Origin of the sequence: Bradyrhizobium sp. PMVTL-01, from assembly GCF_051861855.1 — a bacterium.
Lineage (GTDB): Bacteria > Pseudomonadota > Alphaproteobacteria > Rhizobiales > Xanthobacteraceae > Bradyrhizobium.
The window spans coordinates 4,081,612-4,096,168 of the sequence record NZ_CP193982.1; the positions used below are offsets into that span (position 1 = coordinate 4,081,612).

At 64.2% G+C, this 14,557-nt stretch carries 13 protein-coding genes and 1 tRNA gene; 8 read left to right on the forward strand and 6 right to left on the reverse strand.

Annotated features, from left to right (window positions below):
- Positions 1-5: 5 nt before the first annotated feature.
- Together ACRQ5Q_RS19675 and ACRQ5Q_RS19680 are read left to right on the forward strand one after the other, a co-directional pair.
- Positions 6-581 carry a MerR family transcriptional regulator gene (locus ACRQ5Q_RS19675; RefSeq protein WP_439399562.1) on the forward strand — a complete coding sequence of 192 codons (576 nt, stop codon included), beginning with the start codon at positions 6-8 and terminating at the stop codon, positions 579-581.
- 101 nt (positions 582-682) lie between these two features.
- Positions 683-760: transfer RNA gene (locus ACRQ5Q_RS19680), tRNA-Pro, on the forward strand.
- A gap of 1,478 nt (positions 761-2,238) precedes the next feature.
- Here ACRQ5Q_RS19680 and ACRQ5Q_RS19685 read toward each other — a convergent pair.
- Entirely contained in the window at positions 2,239-2,478 is a 240-nt protein-coding gene (locus ACRQ5Q_RS19685; protein WP_027547402.1) for a hypothetical protein, read from the reverse strand.
- 605 nt (positions 2,479-3,083) lie between these two features.
- Between ACRQ5Q_RS19685 and ACRQ5Q_RS19690 the strand changes: the two genes are divergently transcribed.
- Together ACRQ5Q_RS19690 and ACRQ5Q_RS19695 are read left to right on the forward strand one after the other, a co-directional pair.
- Positions 3,084-4,055: an SDR family NAD(P)-dependent oxidoreductase gene (locus tag ACRQ5Q_RS19690; RefSeq protein WP_439368495.1), complete on the forward strand. Its 972-nt coding sequence runs from the start codon at positions 3,084-3,086 to the stop codon at positions 4,053-4,055.
- Between the two features lie 274 nt (positions 4,056-4,329).
- Positions 4,330-5,442, forward strand: coding sequence for an alpha/beta hydrolase family protein (locus ACRQ5Q_RS19695; protein WP_439368494.1), 1,113 nt, complete (start codon positions 4,330-4,332; stop codon positions 5,440-5,442).
- Positions 5,443-5,454: 12 nt separating this feature from the next.
- Here ACRQ5Q_RS19695 and ACRQ5Q_RS19700 read toward each other — a convergent pair whose 3' ends face one another.
- The gene (locus tag ACRQ5Q_RS19700; RefSeq protein ID WP_439368493.1) at positions 5,455-5,961 is read right to left on the reverse strand and encodes a MarR family winged helix-turn-helix transcriptional regulator; all 507 of its coding nucleotides are present in this window, start codon (positions 5,959-5,961) and stop codon (positions 5,455-5,457) included.
- Between the two features lie 406 nt (positions 5,962-6,367).
- Here ACRQ5Q_RS19700 and ACRQ5Q_RS19705 point away from each other — a divergent pair, with 406 nt between their 5' ends.
- Positions 6,368-7,924, forward strand: a complete 1,557-nt coding sequence (locus ACRQ5Q_RS19705) for a porin (RefSeq protein WP_439368492.1) — start codon at positions 6,368-6,370, stop codon at positions 7,922-7,924.
- Between the two features lie 398 nt (positions 7,925-8,322).
- Here ACRQ5Q_RS19705 and ACRQ5Q_RS19710 read toward each other — a convergent pair whose 3' ends face one another.
- The 3 genes from ACRQ5Q_RS19710 to ACRQ5Q_RS19720 all read right to left on the reverse strand — a co-directional run bounded on the left by ACRQ5Q_RS19710 (position 8,323) and on the right by ACRQ5Q_RS19720 (position 10,207).
- Complete coding sequence (locus ACRQ5Q_RS19710; protein WP_439399564.1) at positions 8,323-8,802, reverse strand: GcrA family cell cycle regulator; 480 nt, start codon at positions 8,800-8,802, stop codon at positions 8,323-8,325.
- 66 nt (positions 8,803-8,868) lie between these two features.
- Complete coding sequence (locus tag ACRQ5Q_RS19715) at positions 8,869-9,066, reverse strand: hypothetical protein (RefSeq protein WP_439368490.1); 198 nt, start codon at positions 9,064-9,066, stop codon at positions 8,869-8,871.
- 199 nt (positions 9,067-9,265) lie between these two features.
- Positions 9,266-10,207, reverse strand: a complete 942-nt coding sequence (locus ACRQ5Q_RS19720) for an acetamidase/formamidase family protein (protein ID WP_439368489.1) — start codon at positions 10,205-10,207, stop codon at positions 9,266-9,268.
- Positions 10,208-10,429: 222 nt separating this feature from the next.
- On the opposite strand from ACRQ5Q_RS19720, the gene ACRQ5Q_RS19725 reads away from it, so the two are divergent.
- The 3 genes from ACRQ5Q_RS19725 to ACRQ5Q_RS19735 are packed head-to-tail and all read left to right on the forward strand — an operon-like array spanning position 10,430 to position 13,177.
- Entirely contained in the window at positions 10,430-11,146 is a 717-nt protein-coding gene (locus ACRQ5Q_RS19725; RefSeq protein WP_439399565.1) for a YdcF family protein, read from the forward strand.
- Between the two features lie 60 nt (positions 11,147-11,206).
- A complete protein-coding gene (locus tag ACRQ5Q_RS19730; protein ID WP_439368487.1) occupies positions 11,207-11,989 on the forward strand; it encodes a DUF169 domain-containing protein in 783 nt (260 codons plus the stop codon).
- Positions 11,990-11,998: 9 nt separating this feature from the next.
- On the forward strand, positions 11,999-13,177 hold the full coding sequence (locus tag ACRQ5Q_RS19735; protein ID WP_439399567.1) for a saccharopine dehydrogenase family protein: 1,179 nt from the start codon (positions 11,999-12,001) through the stop codon (positions 13,175-13,177).
- A gap of 162 nt (positions 13,178-13,339) precedes the next feature.
- On the opposite strand, the gene ACRQ5Q_RS19740 is transcribed toward ACRQ5Q_RS19735, so the two are convergent.
- Entirely contained in the window at positions 13,340-14,536 is a 1,197-nt protein-coding gene (locus tag ACRQ5Q_RS19740) for an FAD-dependent monooxygenase (protein ID WP_439399569.1), read from the reverse strand.
- Positions 14,537-14,557 lie beyond the last annotated feature (21 nt).

Sequence of the window (14,557 nt, forward strand, 5' to 3'; positions counted from 1 at the left end):
TGGCATTGGACAAGGCGCCGGATGCGTTCCGAACCATCAGCGAAGTAGCGCAGGAACTCGACATTCCGCAGCACGTGCTGCGGTTCTGGGAGACCCGCTTCTCTCAGATCAAGCCGATGAAGCGCAGCGGCGGCCGCCGCTACTACCGCCCTGACGACGTCGACCTGCTCAAGGGCATCCGCCGGTTGCTCTACGGGGAGGGATATACGATCCGCGGGGTGCAGCGCATCCTGAAGGAGCACGGCGTCAAGTCGGTGCAGAGCCTTGCCGACGGCGCGGCCGCGGTCTCGTTCGGGGCGATCGAGGATGCCATCGGCGCGAGCCTGATGGAGCCGGAGGACGAGGGCCCCATCAAGGGCATCACTGATGCCGACGATGACGATTACCACGGCGATGAGGAGGAAGGCATCGACTTCCGCTTCACCGAGGTCGACGACGAGGAAATCCTCACCACCTTCCGCAAGGGCGGCACCGCCGCCGCGCCCGCCGGCAGCGCGCTGGACCGGGAGCGCCTCGGCCGGGCACTCGCCGACCTCGTCGCCTGCCGGGAGATGCTGGATCAGGCGCTGAAGGACGGGTAGGGGTGCTTTCCGGCCAGTTCCGGGGAGATTTTGGAAGGTACGCCAAAATGGTGCGACCTCGCCTTGCGCAAAGCGGCGATCCTAGCTAATGGAACGGCGTTCGGAGCGTGGCGCAGCCCGGTTAGCGCACTAGTCTGGGAGACTAGGGGTCGGAGGTTCAAATCCTCTCGCTCCGACCATTTTTTCTCAACTCATTTGTCGGTCGGTCGTCGGCGCGGAGCCTGCTCCCGCCGGTGACATGTGCACGACGGTCCGTCGCGACGGCGGACGCCGGAAACCAAAATGCCGAAAACAACCCCATGCACGGTAGCGATGCCAACGGCTGAATGACGTTTTTCCGAATCCGTTTGACGCGTCGGGCAAAACAAGGATGTGGCGTCATCGTACCGGATTGTGGATGGGCCTCGTGGCCAGCAAATAGCGTCCGCAGCTCGGGGCACCGCTTCAGCTACCTCAGATGCCCCACCATCCTTGTCGTCTCTTCCGCCAGCACCATCACCGTCTTCTCCGACAGCATCTCGGCCTGGCTCAGCACCGAGTTGTGCGCGACGGCGTCGATCGTGGCGGCGTTCGTTGAAGGCGCGATGTGTGCAAGCGCAGCCGCCCGGCGGCTTTTGATGTCGCGAGTGTTGTCGCTAACGAACGGGCGACGCTTTTTGAGGCCGTGGCGTCAGCCTGGTTTGATATGCGATCTGACTGCAGGCATCGCACGCAAGGTTTGCAGCAAGACGTCAGTCGCCACACCGCCTGCACACATTCCTTCGGCCGCTTGGCCAAAATCGACGAGGCTATGATACGTCGGGCCTCGGGCCTTCGCGAGTGGGGCAAGCCAAGCAGCATGTCCAAGCGACTCAGCCCATTGAAATACAGTTCCTGTGTTGAGAACGGGATGTTGGAGTCGCGCGGGTCGGAGATCAGGAATATCCTGCGCGGGTTATCCGGTATTTTCCTCAAGGAATCATAAGGATCAAAAAGACTTCGGTCTTCAAACGGCTGACCCATCCCCTCGCCGTCAATCGTGCGCGATACGCCGCAGCCGGAGAAGAAAGGACGACGCACTGAAGATCATTGCGCTGGGCAAGGAACTCTGCCGCAAACGTCCCGCCTCCGCGATGCCCTCCAAGCACCGAGCGGCCGATGTGATAGCGTGATGTCAAGGTGTCGGTACGTGCCAGGCCTGGCCAGGAAAATGAACGGCACGCCGTATCGTCTGAATTGCTCCTCGGATTGCTCGATCATCGCTGCAATACCCAGCCTGCAGCGTAGTATCTGAGGCAGTATCCGTTGCTCTCTACGCTGACCCAGACTGCCGTTTGACGCGCCTCCATCTCTTTGCATGCCTCAGGCGAAATCTGCGTTCCGTTAATGACTTTAACTGGATCGAACATCTCATCGTCGGGCCGGGGACGGGGCGAAAGACGACATCAGGAGCGAACTATGCGCTGATGCCGACGCCGGGGGGACGGCGGGCACGTGCGATCATCTTGCGTGAGGTGGCTTAAGGATGTGACGTGATCATCGTCACAGAGCGCGCTGACGCGAACGGTCCGGCGCTGGCGGTGCCCGCGTGGAGGGATAAGGCGGCCCCCGGGGCGTTTCCTCCTGGATCAGTCGTCCTGGTAGCCGTCGATCCGGCACCAGTAATTTTGCGGGGCCCTCAGGCGTGGCCCTTGATCTCGTAGTGACCCGGCACGCATTTGTAGCGCTCGAGACGCCAGTTGGCGTGATAGATCGGATGCTCGCCCATCCATTTCGCCAGCGGTGCCTGTGCACCGATCGCACACTGCATCATGGACATTTCGGGCGTCATGTTGCTATCGGTCACGATTTCCTCGACGCAAGCGCCCGAGGCGGATGCGCCCAGCCGGCAGAGCACGGCAACGACTGTCACGAACATTCCTGTCACCTCTCATCGCTAGTTTCAGACCACAAAGAGGATGCAAGCGGAGTGCCAGAGCCTGTGACACAAACAACACGCTGGCCCTGACAACTCGACCCGGCGTCCACCTTCATTTGGCGATTCGGATTGTAAAAATTGCCCCTAAACCGAAGCCGGACAAATACGGGAGCCGGAAAGGGCGGGCACTTGTATGCGCCGCGCCGCTTTCCGCCTGTGAGGCCGCTCACGGGGGGTGGGCATGCCGATAGGCTCGGTTTGGTATGGATACTCGCCGGGCGCGCGGGACCGCCACAAGACCGCGGGATACGCGAGGGCGATTCCGTACTCGTCGCGCCGATGCATTCTCTGTTCAGCATGACGACGAGGCGATGGTCGTGCGCGTCCTCGCCATCGCGGACGAGAATGGCATGCGGTCATCATCGATGGCGACGTGCCGCACTCGAGCCTTTCGAATAGTCCGCAGGCCGAAATAACGGATGCCGGCCCATGGCGGCGCCGTTCTGCTTTTACGTGCGAATGCGACGCTGCTACATTTTGCGGGCGGCTGCGTGAGCTGCGCAGTGACAAGAAACATACCGACAAGGGGAGGGGCCGAAAGTCCCATGAAGGATTTTGCTGGAAGGATCGCGGTCATCACCGGCGGCGGCACGGGAATGGGGCGCGAGCTAGCGCGGCAGCTCGTTGCCGAGGGCTGCAATGTCGCGATGTGCGATGTCTCGGAGGCCGCCATGGCCGAGACCAAGCGGCTGTGCGAGGTCGAGAAGCTGCCGCAGGGCCTGCGCGTCACGACCCATGTCGCCGACGTCGCCATCGAGGATCATCTCAAGCGCTTCCGCGACGAGCTCGCCCAGCAGCAGAAGACGGACAGGATCCATCTCTTGTTCAACAATGCCGGCATCGGCGGCGGCGGCAGCCTGTTCACCAACACGCGCGAGCAGTGGGAGCGCACCTTCAACATCTGCTGGGGCGGGGTCTATCTCGGCGTGCGCACCTTCCTGCCGATGCTGGTCGCGGCCGACGAGGCCCACATCGTCAACACCGCCAGCGTCAACGGCTTCTGGGCCTCGATCGGCATGAACCAGGCGCACACCGCCTACAGCTCGGCCAAGTTCGCGGTGAAGGGGTTTACCGAAGCGCTGATCAACGACCTTCGCCTGCACGCCCCGCACGTCAAATGCTCGGTGGTGATGCCCGGCCATATCGGCACATCGATCGTCTCCAATTCGCGCAAGGTGCAGAGCGCGGACGGCTCGGAGCGGCTCAACGCCGACGAGGTCGCGCTGACCCGCAAGCGCATGGTCACCGCCGGCGTGCCGGACGCCGACAAGATGTCGGACGAGGACATCCAGGCGGCATTCGCCGAGCGCGCCCGCAGCTTCCTGGAGGATGCGCCGACGACGGCCGCGCAGGCTGCGAAGATCATCCTCGACGGCGTCAAGGCGGAGCGCTGGCGCATCCTGGTGGGCGAGGACGCCAGGCGCCTCGACGAGCGCGTCCGCGCCACGCCCGAGCAGGCCTACGACCGCGCCTTCTACGAAAGCTTTACGCAGGAGGTCGGCTGGCGACTCGGTTGAGTCTGCTTCGCCGTGACGGCCGGCGGCGCGGGGGATATGGGTATGATGATCGTCATGACAAGAGGTGCGCAGGTCATTTGACGTGCCACCTCTTGCCAAATATTCGCAGCCGCATGACGAATTGGAATGTCACGCATGCGAGACGGTCCATCGTTCAAGCATCGTTCAAGCGATGGTGATCTCAAACACCTGTAATGGCGCGCGCGGCAGCTTGGTTGCCGAAGCAAAATAGTTTACTCAATCAGGAGTAACGCGATGATAGAGCGTAGCTCCGATGATGCCCGCATGCCTCTCCGACCCCTGGACCCTTTGCCCGGAGAGAGAGGACATCTCCGCTGAATTCACGCGGCTCCTCACCGCGGCCCAGGAGGGCGGTGCCACGATCGCGGAATGCCTGATGATCGCGCGCCAGCTCAAGCGGGGCGACGAGCAATCCTGGCATCGCGAGTGGAAGAAGCTTGCGCGGACCAATCGCCACCGTGCCGAGGCCGCGTTTGCCGAAGGCCACATGGCGACCGCGCAGCGCAACTGGCTTCGCGCCCTCAACTACTACGGCGCAGCCGCAATGCCGCTCGATCCGGCCGACGAGCGCCGCTGGGTTGCGGTGCTGGCGATGCGGGAATGTGCCCGCCGCTATCTCACGGCGCGCGCGCCGGCGGGCGAGGTCGTGACGATTCCCTGGGTCGAGGATCATGCGTTGCAGGGCTACTTCCTGCCCGCGCCGTCGGTGCGAGGGCGGGCGCCGACGGTGATCTGCATCGGCGAGCCTGGACACCGGAAGGAAGAATTCCTGTTCAAGCTCGCCCCGCATGCGCGCGAGCGCGGACTGTCGATGCTGGCGCTGGACCTGCTCGGCGACCAGCGCGACGACTACACCGATGCGCTTCTGCAGCGTCGCGACCTCGAGAGCTCGATTGCGAGCGTCATGGATTATTTGGAAACGCGCGACGACGTCGATTTCGACCGCGTCGCCATCGTGGCGGACGGGTGGGGCTCCTCCTTCGTGGCGCGCGCGGTGTTGCAGGAGCCGCGGCTGGCTGCGGCGGTCTGCGACGGCGGCCTGTGGGATCTGCACGAACGATCCTTCTTCGCCAGCCGTTTTGCGATGAGCGACCTCAGCATCGTCCCGGTGCCGCATGCGCCGCTGATGGCCTCCAGCGCCGAGTGCCCGGTGCTGATCACGCTCGGCGAGGAAGGCTGGCTCAAGGCCGACCGCGCACGTCAGATCGTTCAGCAGTCCCGGCTCGCCAGCTCCGACATCGCGCTGAAGGTGTTCACCGCGGCCGAGACCGGCGCGGCGCAGGCCCATGCGGACAATCCGAGTCTGGCCAACGAATACATCTTCGACTGGCTGGAGACGCGGCTCGGCGCCGGACGGCGCGCCTGAGCGCCTCGCGTTTCAGAAATCGAGCGAGATCCTGACGCAGGCCTTCTCCAGCCTCGTCTTCAGCGTCGCGAGCTTGGCGGTGAATTCCGTCAGTTCGTTCTCGTCGAACTCCTGGAAGACGAATTCGCGGATCGTCTTGTACTGCTCGTTGAGGCTCGCGATGTGCTTCTGGGTCTTGTCGACCAGGGACAGCCGCACGACCCTCGCGTCGGTCGGCGAGGGCCGCCGGCGGAGCAGGCCCTTCTTTTCCAGCAGCTTGGACTGGGTGGTGACGAACGAGGGATCGACGTGGAGCAGCTTGGAGACGACGTTGACGGGCACGCCGTCGTCCTTGTCGAGGTCGGAGATGGCCATCAGGATCAACCATTGCGGGCCGCTGATGCCGAGCGTTCTCGCCCAGAACTGACGCAGCTCCTCCAGATACATGTTGATCGAGGATATCTCCCAGGTGAAGCGCCTGATGATATCCAGATTGCCGATGGAGCGCAGGCGCGCTCCTTCTTTCCTCGTCGCGGACACAGCATCACTCCCGTGAAACGATTCTTCAGGCCGGTGTTCGTGCGGGGCATAGTCCACGCAAGCCTGTCCTGACGCAAGTGCAGAGCAGGGTAATTTTGTCACTAAAACTACAAAGATGAGCAGGTCAGCATATTCGGCCACTCCGGGTGTTGCGTTCGGGGCACAGGTTTAGTGAAACCACAAAGCTGATCTAATAAACTATTTTGATTAGTGTAATGGAGCAGGCATATTGCTTCGCGACGGTGGGGGGTACTCGATCGTCCCGTTGCAGGTGGTTCGCTCACGTCCCTCGCGTCGAAAGCGGGTGTGTCCGAAAGCGCGAAGCGGCCGAGCGGATTTGAAGAGACGGGGATCTGGGGGGCCTCACGGTCCAGTCTCCGTAAAATGAGCAACTTGGAGGTTTTAAATGAAAATGGTGAAGAGCCTTTTGCTCGGCACTGCGGCGGCTCTGATCGCCGTCGGCGGAGCTCAGGCGGCTGATCTTCCGGTCAAGGCCAAGGCGGTCGAATACGTGAAGGTCTGCTCGCTCTACGGCGCGGGTTTCTACTACATCCCGGGCAGCGACACCTGCATCAAGCTCGGCGGTTATCTGCGTGCCGAAGTGGCGCTCAATGCCGGCGGCAACTACAACGGCCAGTACAGCAACGTGTTCGCGGCGAACAACCGTCTGACGAACTACTACTCGATGCGCGCTCGTGAAGACCTCAACATCGACACGCGCACCGCGACCGAGTACGGCGTGGTCCGCACCTATTTCGACGCGGTCTTCACCTGGACGACCGGCAACTATGTCGGCACCGGTTCGGGAACGGGCGGCACCCAGTACAGCGGCACGCTCGGGCTCAACGCTGCGGGCACGGGTCTGGTCGGATCGAACGGCGGCGCGGTCAATGGCACCGACGGCGCGATTTCGGGCGGCGCGCTCGGCGTCTACTACGCCTTCATCCAGTTCGCAGGCTTCACGCTGGGTAAGGCGGTCTCGCAGTTCGACGCGCCCTGGATCAACTATCCCGGCAACAACTTCGACCAGCTCGTCGGCGGCAGCGGCACCACCAACGGCGTCGTTCAGGCCACCTACACGGCCGATTTCGGCCAGGGCGTGACGGCCGCGTTCTCGGTGCAGGACCAGACGCAGGTGTTCCAGACCAACATCTGGAACACTGCCGGCATGAGCACCACCGGCGTCCTCGGCGGTGCCTACGGCTCGAACAACCTCGGCGGTACCCGCGCTCCCGACATCGTCGGCATGGTCCGCGTCGACCAGGCCTGGGGCCTGTTCCAGGCGTCGGTCGCCGCGCACGACAACCATGTCGGCTACTATGGCGCCACCGAAGTCACCGGCCATCCCGAGGACAAGTGGGGCTGGGCCGTCCAGCTCGCTCTGCAGATCAAGAACATCCCGACCGGCGCCGGCGACGTGATCAACATCTCGGGCGTCTACACCGACGGTGCGAGCCGCTACAACTTCCAGGAACTGGCCGCGACCAGCTACTCGATGTTCGGCAGCTCGAACGCGGCGTATCAGAGCATCGGCTTCGCCGGCGTGTCTGACGCGGTGTTCGGTCCGGGCGGCGGCCTCGAGCTGACCAAGACCTACGGCTTCCGTGGCGCCTACACCCACAACTGGAGCCCGTACTGGAACACGGCGCTCTACGGCGCGTGGGCTGCGGTCAACTACAGCAGCACGGCCAAGGGTCTGATCTGCGGCAGCGCCGCGTTCGCTACCCTGACCGGCACCTGCAACCCGGACTTCAACATCGGCCAGGTGGGTGTCATCACCCGCTGGACGCCGGTGAAGAACCTGACCTTCTCGGCTGACTTCACCTACAGCCATCTCGACCAGAAGTATTCCGGCGTGATCACGACCGGTGCACTGACGGGCGTCGCCAAGCCGGCGGCCACCTACGAGCTGAAGGACCAGGACACCTACAGCATGCTGCTGCGCGCCCAGCGCAACTGGTAAGCTGGGGTCCATCGGACTCGATGAAGCCCCGGCGGGGAAACCGCCGGGGCTTTTCCTTGACAGAAGGAGTTCGGGAAAACAGGAGGCCTCTGCCGGGAACGAAGACGAGCCATGCGATTCGATCCCTTCAAACTTATTTACTTACCTGAGTTAATCAGCTATATAGAGCTCGGCCAGATACGAAAGTTGCGGCTCTTAGCTTCACGCTAAGCCTCCAGGAACCTCCGGTGATGCCCCGCCGGAGGTTTTTCTTTTGGGCAAGCGTTTTCGAGCGACGTGGATAACCGGTTCGCGTCAAGCAGACGCTAACGCGCGTGGATGAATCGGCATCGCGCGTCAGGTTGTTGTTTACGCATGATCTTTCCGGAAAACCGCTTCGCGCTTTTCCGGATCTTGCTTTAGCCGCGCATCACGCGGGCGCGCGAGTTCGGCCGGTAGGCGAGGCGGCTGTGACCTGTGCAATAGGGCTGGCCGTCGGGCGCGGTATTGCCGCAGAAGCAGAAATCGTCCTCGCCCGGGCTCGAGATCGGCCAGCGGCAGCGGTTCTCGGACAGTTCCAGCAGCGAGCAGCGATTGGCGTCGTCGATGGGACCTGCAACCGCGGGCGCGTCGCTCTCGCCGTAGATCGTGGCGAGCATCTCGTATTGCAGCCGCGGCACGGCGCGTCTCGCGCGCGCCGGCGGCGCCAGGCTCCGCTCGAGCCTGCGGTGTTCGACCGCGCGGCTGCGCGTCAGATTGAGCCGGGACAGCTTGCCGATGACCGCGTTGCGGCTGACGCCAATGTCGGCCGCGATCTCGCGGCAGGAGAGGCCGGCCTCGAAATGCTGCTTCAGAAGTTCAATTCGTTCGTCGGTCCAGGTTGGTGAGAGAACAGGCATTGGTACGGTCCCAGGTTGCAGATGTCGGCCATCGCAAGATCCGTCCGCATCAGGTCCGGCGCGCGCTCACGGCCTGCCATTGTCGCGAATCGACAGAAGTCCGTCCTTGATGGCGAGGCGGATGCCTTCCTCGATCAGGGTTCGTGCGACGCCGGGAACGCTGGTGCCGTGGGTGCCCTGTCTCACCAGTTTCTCCAGATAGGTGATGGTCGAGAGCGCCAAGGTTACAGGAATGCGGTCAGTCTCGGCTTTTTCGGTGGCCATGGCCGAACGCTAGCCTCTTACTCGGGTACATAAAAGTTACGATTAAGACTCTATTTAGGTTCGGGGGTGGAAGTCAAATGCGCTCGCGGACCTCCGCGCAACGCATTGGAATCACTTTTGAATTCTGGCGCGCGACAACGCGCTGCGCGGAACCCCGTGCGGCGGCGTAGCGTGTAAAGGTCAGCAGATGCGGGCCGGCTCAGCCGTGCACGATCGACTTTTCGATCATGCAATGGATGCCCTTGGAGCCGTTGACGGTCTGGGTCACCCGCAAGTCGGCCGCCAGGCTGCACAAGGTGTAGGCGTCCTCGCGCGACAGGTTTCGCGTCTCGCCGAGCAGGGCGATCATGTCGCGCAGCGCGCGCACCACGCAACTGTCGAGGTCGGGGTCCATCGCCATGGTCATGTAGTGCGTCGCCGTTTCGGCGCGGGGATAGTCCAGCCTGAGGTCCTTGCGCAGCGTCAGGCGGAAGCGGCCCTGCAGCGCGGTCTCGATCGCGGTGACGCAGACCTCGCCGTCGCCCTGCACGCCATGGCCGTCGCCGCAGGAGAACAGCGCGCCCGGAACGAATACCGGCAGATAGAGCGTCGCACCGGCGCCGAGTTCCTTGTTGTCGAGATTGCCGCCCATGGCGCGCGGGACCAGCGAGGAGATGCGGCCCCAGGCAGGTGGCGGCGAAACGCCCATGACGCCGAAGAACGGTTTTAGCGGCAGGTCCAGGCCCCATGGCATGCGGCCGACCATCCGCGTGCGGTCGAGCGGGATGTTGAGGATGCGCGTCTCGTGGAAATCGTCGGGCAGGGTGCCGGACAACGGCTTGATCATGTTCCAGCCCCAGTCCTGCCGGAGCTGGACGTCGAGGATCTCGACCGCGAGCACGTCGCCGGGCTCGGCGCCCTCGACCGCGATCGGGCCGGTGAGGATGTGGCCGGGCAGCATGCGCTCACTCCTCGCGTGAACCTCGTACATCTCGGGCGGAATGTGAAACTTGTCGCGGTCGGGCAGCATGTCCGGACCGCCGCTGATGGTGTCGACCGTCACCTCGTCACCGCTTTTGAGCGTCAGCACCGGCTTGAGCTTGGCTTCGAAGAAGCCCCAATGACAGGTCTCGGGGCTGGAATGCAGGTGGTGATGGGTCATTTGCGGCCGTCCAATCGGTTCTTGCTTGTCATGCCCGGGGCTTGACCCGGCGAGCGATCCTCTTTCAAGAAGATTTCCGATCATGGATGGGCTGGTCAAGCCCGCGCATGGCACCTTCACTCGAACGAGGCTCCCCTGTATTTCGTCCTGTCCAAGACAATCGGCACGGCGCTGCTGCCGATCAATCTGCTGGTCGAGCTCGGCATCCTGTCGCTGGTGCTGATGCTGACGCGCTTTGCCGCGCTCGGTCGCAAGCTTGCGGTGACGACGCTCGTCCTGCTGGCGCTGGCGGCGTACTCGCCGCTCGGCAACCTGCTGCTTTATCCGCTGGAGTCGCGCTTTCCGAAGTGGGACCCGGCGCGCGGCGCGCCCGACGGCATCATCGTGCTCGGCGGCTCCGTCGACACCGATCTGTCGGCGGCGCATCGCACGCCGGTGGTCGCATCCGCAGCCGATCGCATGCTGGCACCTGCCGAGCTCGCGCGCCGCTATCCGAATGCGCGCATCGTCTTCACCGGGGGCTCGGCGAACCTGGTCTCCACCGATGCCAAGGAAGCCGACTACTCCGCGCCGATCCTGGAGAACCTCGGGATCCCCAAGGAGCGCCTGATCGTCGAACGGGACTCGCGCAACACCTGGGAGAACGCGGTCTTCACCAGGCAATTGGTTTCGCCGAAGCCCGGCGAACGCTGGCTGCTGGTGACGTCGGCCTTCCACATGCCGCGCGCGATGGGGATCTTTCACAAGGCCGGATTTGAGGTCGAGGCCTACCCGGTGGACTGGCGCATGGGCGGGCGTGACGATCTCTTCGCGTTCACCCATGTCGGCAAGGAGGGGCTCGGCAGGACCGATGTCGCCATGCGCGAGTGGATCGGTCTTCTGACCTACCGCATCATGGGCCGGACCGGCGAGTTGCTACCGGGCCCGGGCACGGACTAGAACGAGGGTCGCACAACAACAACACAGCACCGGCGCGCGACCGCCGGTCGGGAGGACGCGATGCAGCAGCAGAGTGCAGAGAGGATCGACCTTGCCGGCCTCGTCGCCGATCTCAACAGCCTGTTGCGGTTGAAGACGACGGTGATCGGCATGAAGCTGTTCGCACAAGCTGCCGACATGGAAGCGATCCCGAAGATCCGGCGCCCGAACGCGATCCATACCACCGACCAGATCGTCAGCATGGCCGCGCGTCTGGGCTGGACCGTCGGCATCACCGCCGACGATCTGGTCGGCAGCCAGTGCCGCGCGGTGATCGGGCTTGCGCCACAGGACGACAAATGGCTCGCCGGCGAGAACTATGTCGGGGTCTGGCACGGCACCGCGGAGGACGCCCGCAAGCGCCAGGAGGCGCTGGATGTGGTTCCGTTCGGACACTATCAGGCGCTCGCGGTCAGCCCGCTCGCGAGCGGCCGGCTCGATCCGCCCGACATCTGCCTCGTCTACGCGACGCCGGGGCAAATGATCATCCTGATCAACGGGCTGCAATATACCGGCTACAGGAAATTCGAATGGGGCGTGGTCGGCGAGACCGCCTGCGCGGATTCCTGGGGCCGGGCGCTGAAAACGGGGGAGCCCAGCCTGTCCTTGCCATGCTATGCCGAACGGCGCTATGGCGGCGTGCCGGACGAGGAGATGCTGATGGCCCTGAAGCCTTCGCATCTCGCCAAGGCGATCGAGGGCATGAAGGCGCTGTCGAAGAACGGCCTGCGCTATCCGATCCCGCCCTATGGTATTCAAAGCGACGTCCGTGCCGGCATGGGCGTGAGCTACGCGAAGAAGTAAAGGCCAGTCATGAGCTCTGCGAAATTCGACATCGTCGTCTACGGCGCGACCGGTTTCACCGGCCAGCTCGTCGCCGAATATCTGGCGGCGCATTACAGGGACGACAAGGCGCTCAAATGGGCGATGGCGGGCCGCAGCCTCGACAAGCTCAAATCGGTGCGTGATGCCATCGGCGCGCCGGCCGACACGCCGCTGATCGTGGCGGATGCGTCCGACGCGGGCTCACTGAAGGCGATGGTGGCGCAGACCAAGTCGGTGATCACGACGGTGGGGCCGTATCAGTTCTACGGCGAGGACCTGTTGGCAGCCTGCGTCGCTGCGGGCGTGGATTATTTCGATCTCTGCGGCGAGCCGGTCTGGATGCGGCAGATGATCGACAAGTACGCTGATGCGGCGAAGGCGAGCGGCGCGCGCATCGTGTTCTCCTGCGGCTATGATTCCGTGCCGTTCGAGCTCGGCACGTTCTTCGTGCAGGAGGAGGCGAAGCGTGTGTTCGGCGCGCCGGCGGCCCGCGTGAAGGGCCGTGTGCGCGACATGCGCGGCACCCTGTCGGGCGGCACCGCGGCGAGCGCGAAAGCGACCTTCGATGCCGTCGCCAAGGATCTCAGCCTCGTCGCCATCCTCAACGATCATTTCGCGCTGACGCCCGGCTTCACCGGACCGAAGCAGCCGAAGGGCAACAGGGCCGTCTTCGAGGAGGACCTGCAGTCCTGGGCCGCGCCGTTCATGATGGCGCTGATCAACACGCGCAACGTCCATCGCTCCAACATGCTGATGGGCTTTCCCTACAGCCAGGACTTCGTCTACGACGAGATGGTTTTGACCGGCCCCGGCGAGAAGGGCGAGGCCAACGCCAAGCGCGTGATGGCGGCCAACGCCGAGAAGACCGGCCCGAATGCGCCGAAGCCGGGAGAGGGACCGTCGAAGGAAGAGCGCGAGAACGGTCTGTTCAACCTGCTCTATGTCGCGATCGCGCCGGATGGCCGCATGGTCCGTGCCGGCGTCACCGGCGACCGCGATCCCGGCTACGGCTCGACCTCCAAGATGATCTCCGAATGCGCGATCTGCCTGCTGCGTGATGCGACGGACGTTCCGGGCGGTTTCTGGACGCCGGGCGCAGCGATGCAGCACAAGCTGATCAAGCGGCTGCAGGACAATGCCGGGCTGACGTTCAGGGTGGAAGGCTAGGCGCCTCCTTCGCCTCACCCCGCTTGCGGGGAGAGGCCGACACGCGGAACGCGGGGCGGGTGAGGGGGACTCTCTGCGAGTCCAACGCTTCACCGTTTTACGCCGGGAGACCCCTCACCCCAACCTTCTCCCGGTAAGAACGGGGAAAGGGGGAAGAAGGGATCACGCCGCCCGCGCGTCATAGGCATACATGAACTCCATGCCCTTGGCGCCCAGCGGCAATAGCCATTTCAGCATCTGATTGCGCATCCACGCCCCGGTGGCGCTGAACTCGCGCTTGCTGTTGCCGTTGCGGCGGGCCATGGCGACGATCTTCTCGGTGCGCTGGCGGCGTTCGGCCTCGAAGGCCTGGAAGGTGGCGCCGAGCTCCGGGCCCTCCTGCATCAGGCGCGCGAGCCGCATCGCGTCCTCGAGCGCGAGCGAGGCGCCCTGGCCGGCGTGAGGGCTGGTCGCATGCGCGGCATCGCCGATCAGCAGCGAGCGCTTGCGCGACCAGGTGGGCAAGGTCGCGACGTCGAGCGTGTCGGTGACGACGATGTTCTCGGCCGCTTCGATGATGTCGGGGATCGGATCGTGCCAGCCGCGGTGGAAGCCGCGCAGATGCTGCTTCAGCGTCGCGTGGTCGAGCGCGCGGAACATCGCCGCGTCCATGCCGTGCGCGGGCTGCGTGCTCCACCACATCACGCCTTCGTTCGGATCCGGGCTGCAATAGCCGTAGCCGAAGAAGCCGCTCTGGCCGAACGTCGTCTCGACATGCCGGCCGATCGGCCTGCCGTCGAGGACGGCATGCGGCACAAAGCCACCGAAGCCGATCAGGCCGGTGTCGAACGGCTGCGGACCATCAGGCACGACCTGGCGGCGCACGACCGAGTGCACGCCGTCGGCGCCGATCAGGAAGTCGCCTTCGGCGGTGGTGCCGTCGGAGAAGTAGGCGATGATCGGCTGGTCGCCGCGATCCTCGACCTTGATCAGGCGCTTCTCGAAGTAGAGCGAGACGCAGGCGCACCAGGCCTTGTCGATCAGGATCTCGTTCAGCGTGGCGCGGGAAATGTTGACGGCCGGCTGGCCGAAGCGCCGTGCCATGTCGCGGTTGATCGAGCCCAGCTTCTCGCCGCCCTGCGAATAGAAGTCGAAGGCCTCCGCCACCGAGCCGCGGCTGATCAGTTCGTTGGCGAGCCCGATCTCGTCCATCACATGCATACCGTTCGGCGCGATCTGGAGGCCGCCGCCGATACCCTTTGAGTAGGGCCACGCCTCGTAGATCGCGGACTCGATGCCGGCGCGGCGCAGCAGGATGGCGGCGACGGGCCCGGCGATGCCGGCACCGATGATGAGGGCCTTGCGTGGACGGCTGGACATGGCTTGCTCCCGACGTTTCCG

Coding starts and splice junctions, on each gene's coding strand:
- ACRQ5Q_RS19685 (WP_027547402.1), bottom strand. CDS start 2,478: ATGTTCGTGACAGTCGTTGCCGTGCTCTGCCGGCTGGGCGCATCCGCC.
- ACRQ5Q_RS19690 (WP_439368495.1), top strand. CDS start 3,084: ATGAAGGATTTTGCTGGAAGGATCGCGGTCATCACCGGCGGCGGCACG.
- ACRQ5Q_RS19695 (WP_439368494.1), top strand. CDS start 4,330: ATGATGCCCGCATGCCTCTCCGACCCCTGGACCCTTTGCCCGGAGAGA.
- ACRQ5Q_RS19705 (WP_439368492.1), top strand. CDS start 6,368: ATGAAAATGGTGAAGAGCCTTTTGCTCGGCACTGCGGCGGCTCTGATC.
- ACRQ5Q_RS19710 (WP_439399564.1), bottom strand. CDS start 8,802: ATGCCTGTTCTCTCACCAACCTGGACCGACGAACGAATTGAACTTCTG.
- ACRQ5Q_RS19715 (WP_439368490.1), bottom strand. CDS start 9,066: ATGGCCACCGAAAAAGCCGAGACTGACCGCATTCCTGTAACCTTGGCG.
- ACRQ5Q_RS19720 (WP_439368489.1), bottom strand. CDS start 10,207: ATGACCCATCACCACCTGCATTCCAGCCCCGAGACCTGTCATTGGGGC.
- ACRQ5Q_RS19725 (WP_439399565.1), top strand. CDS start 10,430: ATGCTGACGCGCTTTGCCGCGCTCGGTCGCAAGCTTGCGGTGACGACG.
- ACRQ5Q_RS19730 (WP_439368487.1), top strand. CDS start 11,207: ATGCAGCAGCAGAGTGCAGAGAGGATCGACCTTGCCGGCCTCGTCGCC.
- ACRQ5Q_RS19735 (WP_439399567.1), top strand. CDS start 11,999: ATGAGCTCTGCGAAATTCGACATCGTCGTCTACGGCGCGACCGGTTTC.
- ACRQ5Q_RS19740 (WP_439399569.1), bottom strand. CDS start 14,536: ATGTCCAGCCGTCCACGCAAGGCCCTCATCATCGGTGCCGGCATCGCC.